We start from the raw sequence: 19,231 nt of genomic DNA, 5'->3' as shown, positions 1-19,231 counted from the left end.
GCCTCCTTAATGTGTGTTGTGAAGAATTTCATCAGCAACAGCAAGCGCTGTTACCACTGCCACGCCTGAACCACAACCAAGTTCTAATGCATTGAAACCACCAATCACATTACCCACCGCATATAAATTCGTTAAAAATTGACCGCTCTTTTGTACTTGGCATTGCGCATTAATCGCCACGCCTGCAGATTGATACGGTTGTGGATTTGAGAAACGGTGATCAGTCCAAGTAAAACGATCCGTATCGTTAAAGCCTTCCACACCGATGATGTCAGAATGGAATACAGGCTCGTAGATTTTATCGAATTCAGAGACTAAACCTTTACTGAAGAAACTGCCGGAAGCTAAGACAAAATGCTCAGCTGTAATTTCTTCCTCTTCGTGCAAACGAGTTTGAATAGCGCGAACTTTGTTGCCATGAAAATGCGCTTTTAATGCGCTATCACCATTCATCATGAGTCCGCCTAATTTCTCAAAACGATGACGTAATTGAATACGTTGACGCATACCTAATAAAGAAGGCGGTAAAGTTGGCAATTCAAATAATGGCAAGCCCGTTGCTTTACGAAGTGACTCCATAAACTCTTGATTTTCTAAGCCGAAACATGCTGGCAAGAAAATGGCTTCAGTGCCTTTCGCAGCTTCTTTCATTTCAGCTACAAGATCATCAAATTTCAGTTTATATTCTAAAACTTGAGCAATGTTTACACTGCGGAACTCACGAGAGTTTGCACGTAACTGATCTAATTCAGGGATATTTAAAAAGCCGGTTTTCACTTCACAATATGCAAATTGTGGATTGAGCGTAAGGTTATCTGCCAATAATTCTGGTTGGAAATCGTGATAGCCTTCAATGCCTAAAACCGCAATTTTTTTATAAGGGAATGGGGTTTCGCCTTGCACGGTTGGCACACTATTTGGTGAAAGCCATGCACCGCGTAAGCTACCTAAACCCGTCACACGAAGATGATTTTCTGCGGTTGAACCAATTAAATCTAAATTTAACGATTCCGCTAATTTCTCGAAATCTTGCGCTTTCGCTAATACACGTTCAGCACCCATAATGCTATAAGGGTGTTGTGGTAATTGAGCTGCAAGTGCGGTCAAATTTTCAGGAATATTTTTAACAAACGCACCATTTGGTAAACGGCTTAATAAATCTAATGAGCCGGATGCAAAATCAATCGCTGCTTGGCCGTTATTGATAATGACACAACGTTTGCCTTGTTCTTGTAGGGCGATGCCGCAAGTTAAACCTGCAAGACCGCCACCAATAATCACTACATCAAAATTCATTGTTATCCGTCCCTTGCTGTTTGTCAGTTTCAAGCGGTTGAACATCATTTAAGCCCAACACACTGCCATACATCCATGAAGTAAATTCTGCTTCACGAATCGCTTCACCCCATGCAATAGGCTCAATACCGCGCCAACGCTCTTCCATGAAAGCGGTTAATTGAGTGGTCGATTGACGAGGTGTTGCCACTTCAAAACGGTTCATTAAACCCGCTGCACGACATGCGCAAAGCTCAGCTTGGCAAGTCCCCATACCTACACGAGTACGGCGACGTAAATCCACTAAGTTATTCACATTTAATTCATCAACGGCATAACGTACTTCACCCGCTGTCACGGCTTCACATTCGCACACCATTGAACGGTCGAGACGTTCTTTATCTAATAAACGAGTGGCGCGAGAACCATGACGATACACGGCTGAATAACGAATCGTACTTGGAAGTGAAATGACTTTCTGATTGGTTTCTGCGCGGCTTTCAGTTGAACCCGGTAATGGACGCTCAGCAGTTGTACAACGTGCGGTTTTGTTGAGTTTTTTACAAACCAGATCCGTTGCCCATTCAGCCATTAAGCGATAAGTCATTAATTTACCGCCAGTGATCGTGATAAAGCCGTCTAAACCATCACGCTCTGCGTGGTCAAGTAACACGATACCACGACTCACATTACGACCAGATGGGTCATCATCAGACGCCACTAACGGACGTACACCGGCATAAGCACGTAATACACGAGTATGACGCAAGCTTGGCGCGAGTTTTTCACCTTCACGGAATAAGATATCTACTTCTTCTGGGGTGACTTCCATATTATCGATTTGATCGTAAGGAATACGGCTAGAGGTTGTACCGATAACACAAATGGTATCCCCTGGCACAAGAATGTCCGCATCCGCCGGTTTACGGCAACGGTTAATCACCATTTTGTTGATACGGTGCCCCATGACAAGTAATGCACCTTTTGCCGGGAACATTTTGATTTTGAGATCCGCATATTCTGCGATACCTTGCCCCCAAATACCACCTGCATTGACGACTAATGGCGCAAAGAATTTACGGTTTACGCGATTTTTGTGATCGTAAACATCCACACCGATTACTTTGCCACCTTCGCGAATTAAGCTTTTCACTTCGCAATAAGTGAACATTTTCGCGCCATTTTCGGTGGCATCCATCACGTTAGAAGCCGTTAAACGGAAAGGGTCGATTGAACCATCTGGCACCACAACGGCCCCCACTAAATCAGGGTTTACTGATGGTTCCATAATTTGGGCAAGTTTAGGATCAATGGCGACAGCTTCAATACCGGATTGGGTACAACTTTCGATGAAGGTTTTTTGATAATCAAGGGAATCTTCAGGTAAGGTAATAAATAAACCTTCCGTTTCATCCACACAGTGACGAGCGATATTGCGCAGAATTTTATTTTCTTTAATACATTCTTCTGCTGATTCCTGATCGTTTACGGCATAACGCGCACCACTATGTAACAAACCATGGTTACGGCCTGTTGCGCCTGTCGCAATATCACGACGCTCTAATAAAATACAGTTAATTCCACGCAATGCACAGTCACGAGCAATCCCCGCACCTGTCGCACCACCACCAATGATAATCACATCCGTCGAGATAGGGGAAAAATCTCCCACATCACGATACATATTAGGCGATAATCCCATTGTTACCCCCAAAGCCAAAATATTAATAAAAAGAAACGTAAAAACTGTTACAAATTCCATGGCTATTGTATGGGAGAGCGGTTAAATTCACAACATTCTGAGCGAAAAAGAAAGCTGTTTTGTGAGATAGATCACACAATTTTCGAATTCGCTCATTTGTTAAAAAATATTTTGTGAAATGCATCACATTTTTGAATTATTTCTCTTTTTAATTTCTATTTTTATTTTATCATGCACGCTATCCCCATCATGGGGGTGGACTCATAATTAAAATGATTTTGGAGAGAAATTATGTTTGGACCATTTAAACCCGCTCCGCATATTGCGGAACTTCCAGCGGAGAAAATTGATTCCACGTATAAACGCTTACGTTGGCAAGTGTTTGCAGGGATCTTCTTTGGTTATGCCGCTTACTATTTTGTACGTGCAAACTTTGACTTGGCACAACCCGGTTTAATTCAACAGGGCTTGTACACAAAAGCGCAACTAGGTGTTATCGGCTCAGCGGCTGGTCTTGCCTACGGTTTATCTAAGTTCGTAATGGCAGGTATGTCTGACCGTTCGAACCCTCGCGTATTCTTACCATTTGGTTTATTGCTTTCTGGTCTTTGTATGACCATGATGGGTTTATTCCCATGGGCAACCTCTGGCGTTGCCATCATGTGGGTAATGATCTTCTTAAATGGTTGGTTCCAAGGTATGGGGTGGCCTCCATGTGGTCGTACAATGGTACACTGGTGGTCTAAATCAGAACGCGGTACTATCGTATCTATCTGGAATACCGCGCACAACATCGGTGGTATGATGCCAGGTGCAATGGTGCTATTAGCAAGTGCCGTCTTCTTCAGCACTCATGGTGTCGAAGCACAAGCAAAAGATATTTGGCAACAATCCCTCTACTATCCGGGTATTGCTGCAATGATCTGTGCAATTCCAGTTTACTTCGTGATGCGTGATACTCCACAATCTTGTGGTTTACCATCAATCGAAAAATGGCGTAATGACTACCCAGATGACTATAACGAAAAAACTTACGAAAACGATTTAAGCACAAAAGAAATCTTCGTCACTTATGTATTGAAAAACAAATTGTTATGGTACATCGCGATTGCTAACGTATTCGTATACTTAATCCGCTACGGCGTATTGAAATGGTCTCCGGTTTACTTAAGTGAAGTCAAACACTTCAACATCAAAGGTACCGCATGGGCTTACACAATCTATGAATTAGCAGCAGTTCCAGGTACATTATTATGTGGTTGGGTATCAGATAAAGTCTTCAAAGGTAAACGTGGTTTAACCGGTTTCATCTTCATGATCTTAACTACCGCAGCAGTTGTAGCATACTGGATGAACCCAGCTACACCTGAAGCAGAGCTTGCAAACTATGCAGCTTGGTATGAAAACCCATATCAATTAACTGACTTCATCTTAATGACCTTAATCGGTTTCTTAATCTACGGTCCTGTAATGTTAATCGGCTTACATGCTCTTGAGCTAGCACCGAAAAAAGCAGCAGGTACAGCAGCAGGTTTCACCGGTTTATTCGGTTACTTAGGTGGTACTGTTTCAGCATCAGCTGTTATCGGTTGGGCAGCACAACACTACGGCTGGGACGGCGGTTTCTACGTTATGATCGGCGGTGGTATCTTAGCGGTGTTATTACTCTTCATCGTAATGGTTGAAGAAGGTAAACATAAAGCTAAATTAGGCGATACCTACGGTACTAAATAATCTATAAATTAAAGGCGACAGGCGAAGGCTTGCCGCCTTTTTTATTACAAAAACAACTGAATTTTTAACCGCACTTTAAAAGGAGATAATGTGATGAAATTGAATAAATTAACCATTATGTTAGGCGCGGCAGTTATGACAAATGCAGCATTCGCAAATCAAACTTGTGAAGCGCCCTATCGTTCAGCACTCCCCGCTTATACTTATAAATTAGACAAAGTACTCGAAGTCAACGGACGTCAAGGGATTACCACTGATGGTAAATATTTATACGTATCGGGTAGTAAAACGCTCGCCAAATACGATATGGATGGAAAACTGATTAAAGAAAATAAAGATCCTTTTGTCGGCTATCAAAAAGAAGCTAATCACATTGGCGACATTGATATCTACAACAATGAACTTTATGTTTCTTCCGAATGGTTTGATGCTGGCGTAGGTAAAAATATTCAAATTGCGATTCACGATCCTGAAACCCTCGCATTAAAAAGATCAGTTGATTTTAATCCTGAGTCAGGTCAAGTCGAAGTTTCCGGCATCACCGTAGATACCGTTCACAATTCAGTTTGGATGGCATCTTGGGTCGGTGAAGAAAGTGGCCGTTATTTATATGAATATGATCTTTCAACCGGTAAATATAAACGTAAAGTACATTTACAACCTGTTCCACAATGGATTCAAGGGGTTTATGCCTATAACGGTGATCTCTACGTCACATCTGATGATGGCACGGCGGATGAAAAAGAACCCGATCATATTTATCGTGTAGAAATTTCAGATAAAAATAATGAAGCTCGCGTTGTTTTAGAAAAAACATTGAATGACATTCGAGATGTCGGCGAAGTCGAAGGCTTGAATGTGAATCCGAAAACGAAACAACTGCTTGTCCATGCAAACCGAGGCAAACAAATTGTGTTAGGGATGCCAAAAGGATTTTATCCAGGATATGACCGTGAAATTAGTGAAATCTATTTTTACGACATGAAACCAAGATGTAATAAGTAAATCAAGGAGAACACACCATGAAACTCAAAACTTTAGCGCTTTCTTTATTAGCTGCAGGCGTACTTGCAGGATGTAGCGCACACTCTTCTGTGGACACGATGAAATCAGACAAAATTATCATTGCTCACCGTGGTGCAAGTGGTTACTTACCAGAGCATACACTTGAGTCTAAGGCGCTTGCATTTGCACAACACGCAGACTACTTAGAACAAGACTTAGCGATGACAAAAGACGGCCGTTTAGTGGTTATCCATGACCACTTCTTAGATGGTTTAACTGATGTCGCGAAAAAATTCCCAAATCGTCATCGTAAAGATGGTCGTTACTACGTAATCGACTTCACCTTAAAAGAAATTCAAAGTTTAGAAATGACTGAAAACTTTGAAACCAAAGACGGCAAACAAACTCAAGTATATCCAGGCCGTTTCCCGCTTTGGAAATCGCATTTCAGAATTCACACTTTTGAAGATGAAATCGAATTCATCCAAGGTTTAGAAAAATCGACTGGTAAAAAAGTGGGTATCTATCCTGAAATCAAAGCACCTTGGTTCCACCACCAAAATGGCAAAGACATTGCAGTTGAAACCCTTAAAGTGTTGAAAAAATACGGTTACGACAAGAAATCTGACATGGTTTACTTACAAACCTTCGACTTCAATGAGTTAAAACGAATCAAAAACGAATTGCTACCAAAAATGGGCATGGATTTAAAACTTGTTCAATTAGTGGCATACACCGACTGGCATGAAACTGAAGAAAAAGATGCAAAAGGCAAATGGGTGAACTACGATTACGATTGGATGTTCAAACCAGGTGCAATGGCAGAAGTGGTGAAATATGCTGACGGCGTTGGCCCAGGTTGGTACATGTTAGTGGATAAAGAAAAATCTAAACCAGGTAACATCGTATACACCCCATTAGTGAAAGAACTCGCACAATACAAAGTGGAATTACACCCATACACCGTGCGTAAAGATGCGTTACCTGAATTCTTCACTGACGTAAATCAAATGTACGATGCGTTATTGAATAAATCTGGTGCAACCGGGGTATTCACCGACTTCCCAGACACTGGCGTTGAGTTTTTGAAAAAACAAAAATAATACGTAAGTAAAAGTAATAAAAAGAGCGGTCAAAATTCGTTGTGATTTTTGACCGCTTTTTTAACATTTATATTATAAATATTCTAAAATAGAAACGTCTTCCATCTTATAAAATTACTATTCTCTGATACTAAGTTTAAATCCTCTGAAAAAATCAACTACTATAAAATTTTATGGTCATTATTTTTTATTATTTTCAGTCTTTTTGCTATTATTAACTTTTTTACTATCATTGGCTTTTTTACTATCATTGGCTTTTTTACTGAGATCAGCTTTTTTATAGTTCTTAGGAAAACCTCTTTTCATAAATTTAATATCTTCAGATGTAAAACTCAAACATCTAGAGAAATCTAATTTTTGATCATTCAACTTCTGATTATCTTCCTTTTCAAAATCATGCGGGCAGATAACTCTCACATTCCCTACATTCAGAATAAGATATCCATGAATATAAGTATAAGTTCTTTTATTAATAGTATTCACATATTTTTCGAATTTATTACGTTCTATTAACTCTAGAAAATCTCCATTTTTCAAAAGATATCCTCCGCTTTCTGATGGGCTTTGTGCAACACCAATAGGCTTTAATATCATTCTTTGTAATTTGAATTCATCTCCTATCATAGATAGACAGATAAATAATGCAACATAAAATAAAAAAGAACCCCATAAATATTTAACTATATCAATATCTAGATTAAAAAAAATTAAATTCCCAGCAATTAAAAATATTAAATATAAAATGACCAACCAAAAAAATACAGAAGTGCTATTGTTTGACATTTCAATAAATATATATGTTGGAATAATAAAGAATGAAGAAGATATAAAATAACAAAAAAAATATAAAACTATAAAACTAAATTTTTTTGAAAATAATTCACTTATTTCTGATGAATAAATCAACAACCTAATTAAAACAAAGGAAACTGCAAACAAAATATAACCATAAAGCACATTATCCAGAACGTTAGAATATAAAAGCATAAAAGATAAAAAAGACGATATTATAATAGGATGAGCTGTGATGTACAAAAATTTTTTAGATCTTAAAAAATTTGCAAAATCAGATTTATCAGATTTATCTGATAATAATACCTTAATAATTAAAGATGGCAAATTCAAAGCAGTAAATAACATTACAAAAAAAAATGGAATAGATAATACCCCATGAGAAGAAAAACTTGCTTGCGAAAAAATATACAATTTATCTATAGTTCTCAAATACATCCAAATAAATATAAAGCCTAGAATAGATAGAATAATAGCCAGGCTAGACAAATTTCCAAAAATAAGTTTTAATACATCTTCTTTTTTAGTGTTAGATTTACAATTATTAGACATGATATTAATTTATTAGCAATTATAGCGACAACCAGTTCCAAGCCATTCTGATTAGCAGAGGAGGTTGTAATCAAATTTTTAGGTGCGTGAGTTCTGTATATCCTTCATCATGACGATATAACTATCAGTATATAAATATTATCACTGCTTATTTACTACTAAGTTTTTTATATCTTAGTAAAAAAGCTTGCCGTTTATCCCAGCAAGCCTTTTAAAATCTAGCTATTACGCAAATTGTTTTTTATTATTTAAATAGCGTTTCGCACACTCTGCTGCAGCAACTAAGCCACCTGCCATCATAATAATATCTTTAATCACGAGTCGGCCAGCACCTGAGAGATATGGGAAGCCATAATTAGGTGTTGGGAAGTCCCCACCTAAATTCGGCACCCAGGTTTCTGGCGTAAATATCAGGAAGGACAGCGTGACTATCGACATACCAAACGTGAGTAAGCCTCCAAATAGCCCTAGTGTTGGTGACCAAATGCCTGCTAATACTAAAATACCAATTGTCACAATGATTGCGCCAATAATATAAGAAGCGGTATAGGTGCCATTGGCTTTATGCCATTCAATATTTTTTGCGACCATTTTGCCTTCAGGGTTTTTATATAAGGTATATTCTTTCACTAAAACACCCTTATCATTTGTCACTTCATTTGCACCGTTTTTGTAAAGGAAGCTTAAGAAAGGACTATTTGACACAAAGTGTGCGATACCATCTGCCTCATATTGGCAAACTTTTAAACCTCCAATCCAAACCATCACGACACAAATCGCAATGCGGATAAAGTTAATAAATTGACGTTGCAATGGCGCAACGATATTAGCTAGCAATGTAACTAATGCACTCATTTAGAACTCCTCATATAGTTCAATTGATATTACGAGCATAATGCCCAAGAATTTTTATATAAATTATTTACAATATTACTCTCTAATATTGTTGGCATTTTTTTATTACTCAGGTTTACGCAATAAAAAAGAGATACCAATTTGGTAGTATCTCTTATTTTTGATTAATTTTCTGTGAGCAATCTCACATTATTTGAAATTCACTCTCGCATTTCTAAAAATTCGCATCCAAGAACCATCTTTACACAATCTCATGAGCGGCATGAGGTTTCCCCGTAGAGAATACATATTTGGAACATGGAATATCACGACAATTACATTATTAAATACTATTAATCCCTTCCTTGTTATGAAGTTCTTTATATCTTAATAACAAAAAGCTTGCTGTTTATCCCAGCAAGCGCCTGTAACTAAAATGAAAAAGCACAAGCGTGGACGCTTGCGCTATCATGGGTGTGCCTAAATTCAGAGCATAAAAAAGCACGCATCAGGAGACGTGCGCTATCATAGAATACGTTGACAACAATATGTTATTGTAATTGTTGAGGGGCTTTAAAAACACGTTGTAAAATCTCAATTTCTTTTTGTGCGTTTACGTTTTGTAGACGATTTAACTCCTGAAGAATCTGTTTGTTCTTTTCTACTATCTGTTGTTGAGCATTCATCATACTTAGTTCCTGAATTATATTGGTCAACATTTCCATCTTCACTTTTTTCATTGAATTGTTCGGTATTTCCATTTTTTTCTCCTTGTTCCTCCAAATCTGAAATCTCACTTGAATCAGCTTGTACTATATGTTTTAGAACTATTGGATTCCCACCTAAGAGATTAAAGTCTGCACAGTAAGGTAAAACATCTTTTAAAAGAGTGCATAGTCTATCACAAGGCTTATAAACATTGTTAAATAATTTTTCAGCTTCTTTCCGGTCAATAACAAAACCATGAGATGGATATCCGGCAATTAGTGTTGATAATGCATTATCTTTTAATATCTTCGTCATCTCATTGAGTAACTCACCATATTTTTGGGCAATGCCAATAGCTCGTTGGTGTTCTCCTATTTTTATAGGATCAATTTGATTAGCTATTGGCTCAATAACAGAATGAACTAACTTTGCGGCAATATCAGCAGAAAGCCTTGTACTTACTCCGCTTCCAAAGCGAATAGCTGGTAAGTATTGGGAAAATTGTTCCATTACTCTGTTCTCAAGGAAGTTTATTGCTTTAAATATATCTAACCCTGAGCTTTGCTCCCCCATCTCGTCTGTTTTACGTAATTGAATATCTAAAGGCCCCAACTCTCCTTCGTTACCAATTATTATATTATTTGCGGCTATAGCCGTTAAAGTCCCCGAGCTTTTGCATAAACTTGGAGCAAATAAGGTTACGTTTCCTTCATAATAATGTTGCAAACATCGACCAATTCTATATCCTGCATCAGGATCTCCTCCAAAAGTCGACAAACATAGTAATACTTTTGTTTTTTTCTGCTCTATTGGTATACCTAAGACTCGCTTAGATAGCTCGGAGTAGCCTTGTCTATTAATTGATCCAATATAAATAAAAACGTCCGTTTCACTTTCATTAAATTGAAATATGTCCATTAGGTAATATCCTCACTGCATTCTTACTTTAGTGTAACTATAAAACTATTTTAGAAATGTATAAATTACTTAAAATTTACCCTCGCATTCCTAAATACACGCATCCAAGCCCCATCTTCGCCCCATTCTTCCGGATGCCATGAATTGCTCACGGTGCGGAAGACGCGTTCCGGATGTGGCATCATGACGGCAACGCGACCGTCCGTGTTGGAAAGGGCAGTGATGCCGAGGGCAGAGCCGTTTGGGTTTGCCGGGTACATTTCTGTCGGGGTGAGGTTATTGTCGATGTATTGTGCCACAATCAAGTTTTGTTCTTGAAGTGCGGTCAAATTTTCAGGTGTTTTGAATTCTACGCGACCTTCACCGTGAGAAACCGCAATCGGCATATGTGAACCAGCCATGCCTTTAAACCACAATGAGTTGGTGTCATTGATTTTCACCATCGCAGCACGCGCTTCAAAACGTTCTGATTTATTACGCACGAAACGTGGCCAGTTTTCTGCACCAGGAATAATTTCCGCAAGGGTGGAGATAAATTGGCAACCATTACATACACCTAATGAAAGAGTGTTTTCATTGGCGAAGAATTGGCTGAATTGATCGCGTAATTGCGGGTTGAATAAAATGGATTTCGCCCAGCCGCCACCAGCGCCTAATACGTCACCGTAAGAGAAGCCACCACAGGCCACCATCGCATTGAAGTCGTTTAAGTTGTAACGACCAGTCATTAAATCGCTCATGTGAACATCAATCGCCGCAAAGCCTGCACGGTCAAAAGCGGCTGCCATTTCAACGTGGCTGTTTACGCCTTGTTCACGTAATACGGCCACTTTTGGTTTCACGCCTTTGCTGATGTACGGCGCGGCAATATCTTCATTCACATCATAGGTTAAATGAGCGGATAAACCTTTGTTGTCTATTGCTTTTTTCACTTCAAATTCTTGGTCAGCACATTCTGGGTTATCACGTAAGCGTTGCATTTGGTGAGTGAGTTCTGCCCAAATACCGCGTAATTCAGAGCGTTTTTCGCTTAATAGTTTTTTGCTGCCTCGAGTGATTTCAAAACGATCTTCTGTACTTACAGAACCGAGTTCATAAGTTAAGCCAAGCAAATCATGGGCTTTTAATACCTCACGTACGGCGCTTAATTCACTTTCTGATACTTGGATTACCGCACCTAATTCTTCATTGAATAACACGGCTAAATCATTGTCGCCTAAGGCTGAAATATCCACATCTACGCCACAGTTACCCGCAAATGCCATTTCTGCAAGCGTAGTAATTAAACCACCGTCTGAACGGTCGTGGTAAGCCAATAATTTACGCTCTGCTACTAATGCTTGCATTGCATCGAAGAAGTTTTTCAGTTTAGCTACGTTCACCACATCGGCAGGTTTATCACCTAATTGTTTATACACTTGCGCAAGTGCGGTCGCGCCTAAGCGATTTTTTCTTTCACCTAAATCAATCAACAATAAACGGCTTGCGCCTTTGTCTGTGCGTAATTGAGGTGTCACGGTTTTGCGGACATCTTCCACGCGGGCAAAAGATGAAATCACTAGAGAAAGCGGAGCTGTTACTGATTTCTTCTCACCATTTTCTTCCCAAGTGGTTTTCATCGACATGGAGTCTTTACCTACTGGAATGGTAATGCCTAATGCAGGACAAAGCTCTTCGCCCACCGCTTTCACCGCTTCATATAACCCGGCATCTTCACCACCATGACCCGCTGCAGACATCCAGTTTGCAGAAAGTTTGATGCGTTTAATATCGCCGATATTGGTACCTGCAATGTTGGTAATGGATTCTACTACCGCTAAACGTGCAGAAGCACCAAAGTCTAATAATGCCACTGGCGCACGTTCGCCCATTGCCATGGCTTCACCGTGATAGCTGTCTAATGACGCGGTGGTAACAGCCACATCAGATACCGGAATTTGCCATGGACCGACCATTTGATCACGTGCCACCATACCGGTTACCGAGCGGTCGCCAATGGTGATTAAGAACGTTTTTTCTGCCACCACCGGTAAACGTAATACGCGATGGAAAGCTTCTTTTAATTGAATATTTTCTGTTGCAAGCGGTCGATTTTCGACAGTTTTTGACGAAACCTCGCGCGTCATTTTCGGGGTTTTGCCCAATAACACATTCATTGGTAAATCAATTGGATTATTGTCGAAATGACTATCGTGCAAGGTTAAATGTTTTTCTTCCGTTGCCTCACCAATGACCGCAAATGGCGCACGCTCACGTTCACAAAGTGCGGTAAATAATTCGAGTTTTTCTGGTGCAACGGCTAATACATAACGTTCTTGCGATTCGTTACACCAAATTTCTAATGGCGACATGCCTTTTTCATCACAAAGAATTGAGCGTAAATCAAATTTACCGCCACGTTCACCATCGTGCACCAATTCAGGCATGGCGTTGGATAAACCACCCGCACCCACATCGTGAATAAAGAGAATTGGGTTTTCTTCGCCTAATTGCCAGCAGCGATCAATCACCTCTTGGCAGCGGCGTTCCATTTCTGGGTTTTCGCGTTGCACAGAGGCAAAATCTAAATCTTCTTTTGATTTACCGCTGTCCATCGAAGACGCTGCCCCACCGCCTAAACCGATATTCATGGCAGGGCCGCCCAATACGATCAATTTCGCACCCACTGGAATTTCACCTTTTTGAACGTGTTCGCCACGAATATTACCGATACCACCTGCTAACATAATCGGTTTGTGATAACCTCGCACTTCTTCACCATTGAAGCTATTGACTTTCTCTTCATAGGTACGGAAATAGCCTAATAACGCAGGACGACCAAACTCGTTGTTAAATGCTGCGCCACCTAATGGGCCTTCGATCATAATATCTAAGGCTGAAGCAATACGGTTTGGTTTAGAAAGTGGATTTTCCCAAGGTTGTTCAAAGTTTGGAATGACAAGGTTTGATACGGAGAAACCGGTTAAACCTGCTTTTGGTTTTGCACCACGACCGGTTGCGCCCTCATCACGAATCTCACCGCCTGAACCTGTCGCAGCACCAGGGAATGGTGAAATTGCGGTTGGGTGGTTATGGGTTTCCACTTTCATTAAGATATGTGCATCTTCATTGTGATAGCGATATTGCCCATCTTGATCCGCAAAGAAACGGCCGACTTTTGAGCCTTCCATTACTGCAGCATTATCTTTATAGGCTGAAAGCACGAAATCAGGGGTTTTCTCAAAGGTATTTTTAATCATTTTAAACAGGGATTTATCCTGTTTTTTGCCGTCGATAATCCAATCTGCATTAAAGATTTTATGACGACAGTGCTCAGAGTTAGCTTGCGCGAACATATAAAGTTCAATATCGTGCGGATTGCGCCCTAATTGGGTGAAGTTTTCCACCAAATAATCAATTTCATCTTCTGCCAGCGCCAAACCTAATTCTACGTTAGCAGTCACCAAAGCTTCACGTCCACCTTTTAAAATATCCACAGTTTTAAATGGTTTCGGATCTTGATGACGGAATAAGATCTCTGCATCTTCAGGACGACGCACCACCGTTTCCATCATTCTGTCGTGTAAAAGTGCGGTCAATTTTTCTGTTGTTTTTTCATCAAGCGGTTGGCTTAACTCAAAATAATACGCCAAACCACGCTCAATACGCTCCACTTCACTTAAACCACAGTTATGCGCAATATCGGTCGCTTTAGAAGACCAAGAAGAAATCGTGCCAACGCGTGGAATCACGATAAAAGTTTCGCCTTTGGCATCGTGTTCTGCCAAGGTTGGGCCATAATGTAACAACGCTTTTAACTTAGCTTCCTGCTCGCTAACAAGCGGTCGATTTAATTCCACAAAATGCAGATATTCCGCATAAACCGATTTTACCGGTAATTGATTTTGTTGGAATTTTTGCATTAAGCCTTGAATACGGAATTCAGAAAGGGCGGGTGAGCCACGAAAAGTTTGAAACATACGGGTACCTTTGAGTTGTGTTTGAGGTAAAAATCGCGGGCTATTATAAAGGAAAAACACCAAAACGAAAACGTTTGCGTCAATCATTTTCAAATGATTTTCAGTGGGAGAAAGCATATAATCAGCAAGCAATTCAAAACAATCTGAAAACTAACCGCACTTTGGGGCGTCACTATGATCATCAACGACATCAATTTCAACGATCTCTATCAACAACATCTAAAATCCTGTAATCACTATAATCTTCCACCAACAAAGTGGGATAAAAAAGCCCCTAAAATGGCTGAGAATTTAGTGGGCAAACCAAGTCGTTATAATGAAACGTTACTCAAAGCCATGAATGTGCAACCTGATGAAACCGTATTAGATATCGGCTGTGGCCCTGGAACGTTTGTTATTCCTTTAGCCCAACAATGCCAAGCCGTGTATGCCCTCGATTACAGCCAAGGCATGTTAGAGATGGTTCAGCAATATAAAGAAAAGCATCAACTGAATAATATTACGCTTCTACATAAATCATGGTCGGATAACTGGGATGATGTGCCTCAAGCCGATGTAATACTCGCCTCTCGCTCGACGCTTGTGGATGATTTGGATGACATGATTGAAAAACTGCAAAGCAAGGCGAAAAAACGCGTCTTTTTAACCTCGGTGACACAACGCCATTTTCTTGATGAAGGCGTATTTGAAGCCATTGGCCGTGATGACGTTGGCTTCCCAACTTATATTTATTTAGTCAATCGTCTCTACCAAAAAGGCATTCACGCGAATGTGAGTTTTATTGAAACCGAATCCGGTCATTTCCAAGGCGAAACCTTTGAGGATTTATTAAATTCTGTGGAATTTTCTCTCGGCAATCTCACCGAAAAAGAAAAACAAGACTTAGCTCAATTCTATCAACAAAAACAAATAAATAATGAACCGATAAAGCACGGACAACGCAAATGGGCGTTGATTTGGTGGGAGGTTGAATAAAAAATAAATATTGTAATTTATTTTTGAATTAAAATACTTAACCTTATAAAATCAACTGACTTTATAGACAGGCTAAACTTGAAATGGTAGCCTCTAAGTTGTTTTACTTCTACTTTTTAAATAAGGAATATTATTATGCTCTCTTTAAATCATGTTTTTAAATTTGGTACCACTATATTAACCGCTTTAGTATTATCTGCTTGTGGTAGTAGCGGTGGTGGCGGTGATAATCAAGATAGCTCACCCGTAAATAACAATGAATTAAATCAATCAAATACTCTTGTTAATAACAATGTAGTTCAACAACAAGCCAATAAAAAAACAGGTACTGCATTTATCGATGATAATGGTTCCTTTCGTCGGGTAACAATCAATGGCTATAATACAACGAGCATCAATGTTGAGGGAATCAATCTAGAAATTGGATTTCCAAACATTTCAGCGGGGGGGTGGACTAAGACTACTGCCAATGACAGACGTATAGATGTATGCTGTGGACGTTATTCTGATATTCGTTTCGGTATTAACGATAGCTTAGATGACAATGGCAAATTTTATTTATTCTATAACGGTAACCCAACTCTTAATATGCCAACAAGCGGTAGCGCTTCTTATTCTGGTCAATCTATCCTTGCAATAGATATCACTGAATCGGATGAGGACGACTACCATATTGGTAACTCTCAATTTAGTGTTGATTTTGGTAATAAATCATTAAGCGGTTCATTAGGTATCAACGACATTCAATATGTAAATATTAATGCCTCTATTTCAGGTAACAGTTTTAATGGATATGCAAATACCTCTTTATTACCATCGTCAGTAGCAAGTGTAGAAGGTAAGTTTTATGGAGAACAAGCAAAACAACTTGCTGGTTTAGCCGAAGCTAATGATAACAATTGGGCTGCTGCATTTGGCGCACAAAAACAATAATGAGTTTTAACCCTGATATGATAAAGCAAGCCTTATGCTTGCTTTGTTTCCCTTTTGACATGACTAATAAATTTACAAAAATATAACTTAAATAATATTGTAATTTATCTCACAATTAATACACTTATAAATAACTTTATAGACAAATTAAAATTGAAATGATAGTCTTCGCAGGATATCTTCTAAAAGGTATTTTACTTCTACTGTTTAAATAAGGAATATTAGTATGTCTTCTTTAAATCATGTTTTAAAATTTGGTACAACTGCATTAGCAGCTTTAGTATTATCAGCATGTGGTAGCAGCGGTGGTGGTAGTGATGCCCCAGATGTTCCAGCTTCAACCAATCCGACTAAGCAAAGTCAGCCAAGCACTACTGCCAATAATACGACTCAGCAACCAAATACTACTACATCTACAAACAATCAGACAGCATCAAGCCAATCTACTCCAGCTGAAAATGTGGCTAAACCATCAACCCCTAATGCTCAGAGTGGTAATACTAATCGAGCACTCACAGATAAACATGCTAGCTTCATCATACCTAAAAAAGGTGGAACTATTCAAACAGCATCCATTTCTGGCAATCCAAATCTTTATGTGCTAGATGTTGAAGGTAAAAGTATTAATATAATTCCTGAAGGGATGGGGGCTGGAAAGGTTCTCAACATCACTGCCAACAATATTACCCGCATAGTTAACGGTTCATTATATAAAAATGTACGTTGGGGATTAATTACAGAGGATGGCTTAAATAATTATTACTTAGTCTCTTACGGTATCAATCCTACAACCGACATGCCAACTAGCGGTAGCGCTACCTATGTTGGACAAGGTGTACACGGTTATGCAGATAGTGGTTCAGCTATTGATACGTATCGCTTAAGTAACGCAAAATTTAATGTAAATTTTGCTGATAAGTCATTTGAAGGCTCTATTACTCCAGATGATGGAAAAGCATTTGGCAATATCAACGAGGTTAAACTTTCTGCGAAAATTGATGGTAACCAATTTAACGGTAAAACTGCTGAAGGTACAGAAGCTGTAGGTCGTTTCTACGGAAATAACGCTAGTGAGTTAGCTGGTAGCTATGTAAATGAAAAAGCCTCTTACCTTGGCGTATTCGGTGCTAAAAAACAATAATTAATTTTAATCCTAATATGAATAAAGCAAGCCTTGAGCTTGCTTTATTTCTCTTTTGATAACAAATGAAATTTACAAAAACTTTTTTATATACAGTATTAAGCATGATATGTGCTCAGTGGGCAAATGCCGAGGTAGCACAATCGAAAAATGACACCTTAGACAAAAATATTCAGGTTGCTGCACCAAAGCTTCAAGCACCTGCGATCCAACCGAAGACAAATAATGAAGGCTCAGTCTCGATGACTAAAGAAGAGCTAGCTCGTCATCCTGATTTAATCGTACGTGGAATGATTCCTTCTGTCTTACAAAATAACGAGGAAGCTGTTTCACTTTTATTACCTTTATATCGAGAACTCCCTAAAAAGGATCCTGTGCTATTGAGCTGGGCTGAAGCTATTGATGCCCGTCATAAAGGCAACTATAGTGAGGCTGCGCAACGTTATCGTACCCTATTCACCCAATACTCTGATAGTTTGCCATTACGTTATCAACTTGCTCAAGCGCTCTTTTTAAATAACGATAATGAAGCAGCAAAAGATCAGTTCCAAAAATTACGTGCGGAGCAAATGACGCCTGAAATGGCTGCCATTATTGATCAATATTTATCTGCATTAAATCAACGCGATCAATGGAAATTTTATGGTGGTGTAAGTTTCCTCAATGAAAGCAATATCAACAATGCGCCCAGAGCAGGTACTCATATTGGTAACTGGCAAGCTTGGCGCAAAGAAAGTGCACAAGGGCTTTCTTATTCATTAGGCGTTGAGAAAAAATGGTCTCTCGCAAATAACTTTTTCACCAAATTAGGCTTTGATGGACAAGGTAAATACTACTGGAATAACAAAAAATATAACGAATTAAATGCGCGTTTAGGTTGGGGATTAGGTTATCAAACTTCTCACCTAGAACTATCCTTAACACCATTTACCGAGAAACGTTGGTATAGTGGTGGCTCAAGTGGTAGCGATGCACTCAAACAATACTCTAAAAACTCAGGCGTACGTTTTGATATTAGTTACTGGCTTAATCCTCGTTGGCAAATTTCATCTGCTTTGGAATATGGCGAACAACGCTATGATTGGCGAAAACATTTAAACGGCAACAATTATTTATTTTCCAACACATTACTCTATGTTCCGAAAAGCGGACAACATTGGTTTGCTGGGGTAGATTATTCTCGTGAAAATACTCGAGACAAAGATAACGCCTACCAACGAGCAGGTGGACGCCTTGGTTGGGGACAAGAATGGCCATGGGGAATATCAAGCCGAGTCACGCTTTCATATGCTAAACGTCATTATCAAGCGGCTGATTTCTTTAACATTCGTCAGAAAAATAGAGAATATGCTTCAACGTTAACATTATGGCATCGCGATCTCTATTTCTGGGGAATTACGCCTAAGATTACATGGTCTTATCAAAAAGTGAAAAGTAATCATCCTTTCTATGGTTACGATAAAAATCGTGTATTCTTAGAAATGAGTAAAACATTTTAACCACAAAAAACGGTTGCTGAGACAAACTCAACAACCGTTTTGTTTATTATAAATTAAATACATCCTTGGCATAGCCATTAAAGCTATGCCATGAATTTTAA

General features: G+C 39.1%; 13 protein-coding genes. 7 read left to right on the top strand and 6 right to left on the bottom strand.

The window, feature by feature from the left end; all coding sequences use genetic code 11:
- Positions 1-6: 6 nt before the first annotated feature.
- Complete coding sequence (glpB, locus tag INP94_RS03680) at positions 7-1,296, bottom strand: glycerol-3-phosphate dehydrogenase subunit GlpB (RefSeq protein WP_197544056.1); 1,290 nt, start codon at positions 1,294-1,296, stop codon at positions 7-9.
- Positions 1,286-2,977, bottom strand: a complete 1,692-nt coding sequence (glpA, locus tag INP94_RS03675; RefSeq protein ID WP_197544264.1) for an anaerobic glycerol-3-phosphate dehydrogenase subunit A — start codon at positions 2,975-2,977, stop codon at positions 1,286-1,288. The genes glpB and glpA overlap by 11 nt, the downstream gene beginning before the upstream one ends.
- 291 nt (positions 2,978-3,268) lie before the next feature.
- Between glpA and glpT the strand changes: the two genes are divergently transcribed.
- The 3 genes from glpT to glpQ all read left to right on the top strand — a co-directional run bounded on the left by glpT (position 3,269) and on the right by glpQ (position 6,819).
- Positions 3,269-4,711, top strand: coding sequence for a glycerol-3-phosphate transporter (glpT, locus tag INP94_RS03670; protein ID WP_049371945.1), 1,443 nt, complete (start codon positions 3,269-3,271; stop codon positions 4,709-4,711).
- A 93-nt stretch (positions 4,712-4,804) separates the two neighbouring features.
- On the top strand, positions 4,805-5,716 hold the full coding sequence (locus INP94_RS03665; protein WP_197544055.1) for a hypothetical protein: 912 nt from the start codon (positions 4,805-4,807) through the stop codon (positions 5,714-5,716).
- A gap of 17 nt (positions 5,717-5,733) precedes the next feature.
- Positions 5,734-6,819 (top strand): glycerophosphodiester phosphodiesterase, encoded by a 1,086-nt coding sequence (glpQ, locus tag INP94_RS03660; RefSeq protein ID WP_065286233.1) that lies wholly within the window; start codon positions 5,734-5,736, stop codon positions 6,817-6,819.
- Between the two features lie 180 nt (positions 6,820-6,999).
- On the opposite strand, the gene INP94_RS03655 is transcribed toward glpQ, so the two are convergent.
- The 4 genes from INP94_RS03655 to purL all read right to left on the bottom strand — a co-directional run bounded on the left by INP94_RS03655 (position 7,000) and on the right by purL (position 14,582).
- Positions 7,000-8,163, bottom strand: coding sequence for a hypothetical protein (locus INP94_RS03655; protein ID WP_111406965.1), 1,164 nt, complete (start codon positions 8,161-8,163; stop codon positions 7,000-7,002).
- Between the two features lie 225 nt (positions 8,164-8,388).
- Positions 8,389-9,018 carry a YkgB family protein gene (locus tag INP94_RS03650; RefSeq protein WP_111406966.1) on the bottom strand — a complete coding sequence of 210 codons (630 nt, stop codon included), beginning with the start codon at positions 9,016-9,018 and terminating at the stop codon, positions 8,389-8,391.
- A gap of 573 nt (positions 9,019-9,591) precedes the next feature.
- On the bottom strand, positions 9,592-10,623 hold the full coding sequence (locus tag INP94_RS03645) for a Clp protease/crotonase-like domain-containing protein (RefSeq protein ID WP_197544054.1): 1,032 nt from the start codon (positions 10,621-10,623) through the stop codon (positions 9,592-9,594).
- A gap of 65 nt (positions 10,624-10,688) precedes the next feature.
- The gene (gene purL / locus INP94_RS03640; RefSeq protein ID WP_197544053.1) at positions 10,689-14,582 is read right to left on the bottom strand and encodes a phosphoribosylformylglycinamidine synthase; all 3,894 of its coding nucleotides are present in this window, start codon (positions 14,580-14,582) and stop codon (positions 10,689-10,691) included.
- A gap of 174 nt (positions 14,583-14,756) precedes the next feature.
- Between purL and INP94_RS03635 the strand changes: the two genes are divergently transcribed.
- From INP94_RS03635 to INP94_RS03620, 4 genes are all read left to right on the top strand, one after another.
- Positions 14,757-15,557: a class I SAM-dependent methyltransferase gene (locus tag INP94_RS03635; RefSeq protein WP_197544052.1), complete on the top strand. Its 801-nt coding sequence runs from the start codon at positions 14,757-14,759 to the stop codon at positions 15,555-15,557.
- 135 nt (positions 15,558-15,692) lie between these two features.
- Positions 15,693-16,490, top strand: coding sequence for a Slam-dependent surface lipoprotein (locus INP94_RS03630; protein WP_197544051.1), 798 nt, complete (start codon positions 15,693-15,695; stop codon positions 16,488-16,490).
- A gap of 226 nt (positions 16,491-16,716) precedes the next feature.
- Complete coding sequence (locus INP94_RS03625; RefSeq protein WP_197544050.1) at positions 16,717-17,631, top strand: transferrin-binding protein-like solute binding protein; 915 nt, start codon at positions 16,717-16,719, stop codon at positions 17,629-17,631.
- A gap of 65 nt (positions 17,632-17,696) precedes the next feature.
- Entirely contained in the window at positions 17,697-19,130 is a 1,434-nt protein-coding gene (locus INP94_RS03620; RefSeq protein WP_197544049.1) for a surface lipoprotein assembly modifier, read from the top strand.
- Positions 19,131-19,231: the final 101 nt, after the last annotated feature.

The organism is Haemophilus parainfluenzae, assembly GCF_014931395.1.
Classification (GTDB): domain Bacteria; phylum Pseudomonadota; class Gammaproteobacteria; order Enterobacterales; family Pasteurellaceae; genus Haemophilus_D.
The sequence above is the reverse complement of the archived record's forward strand: the minus strand, read 5'-3'. Positions and strand labels throughout refer to the sequence as shown.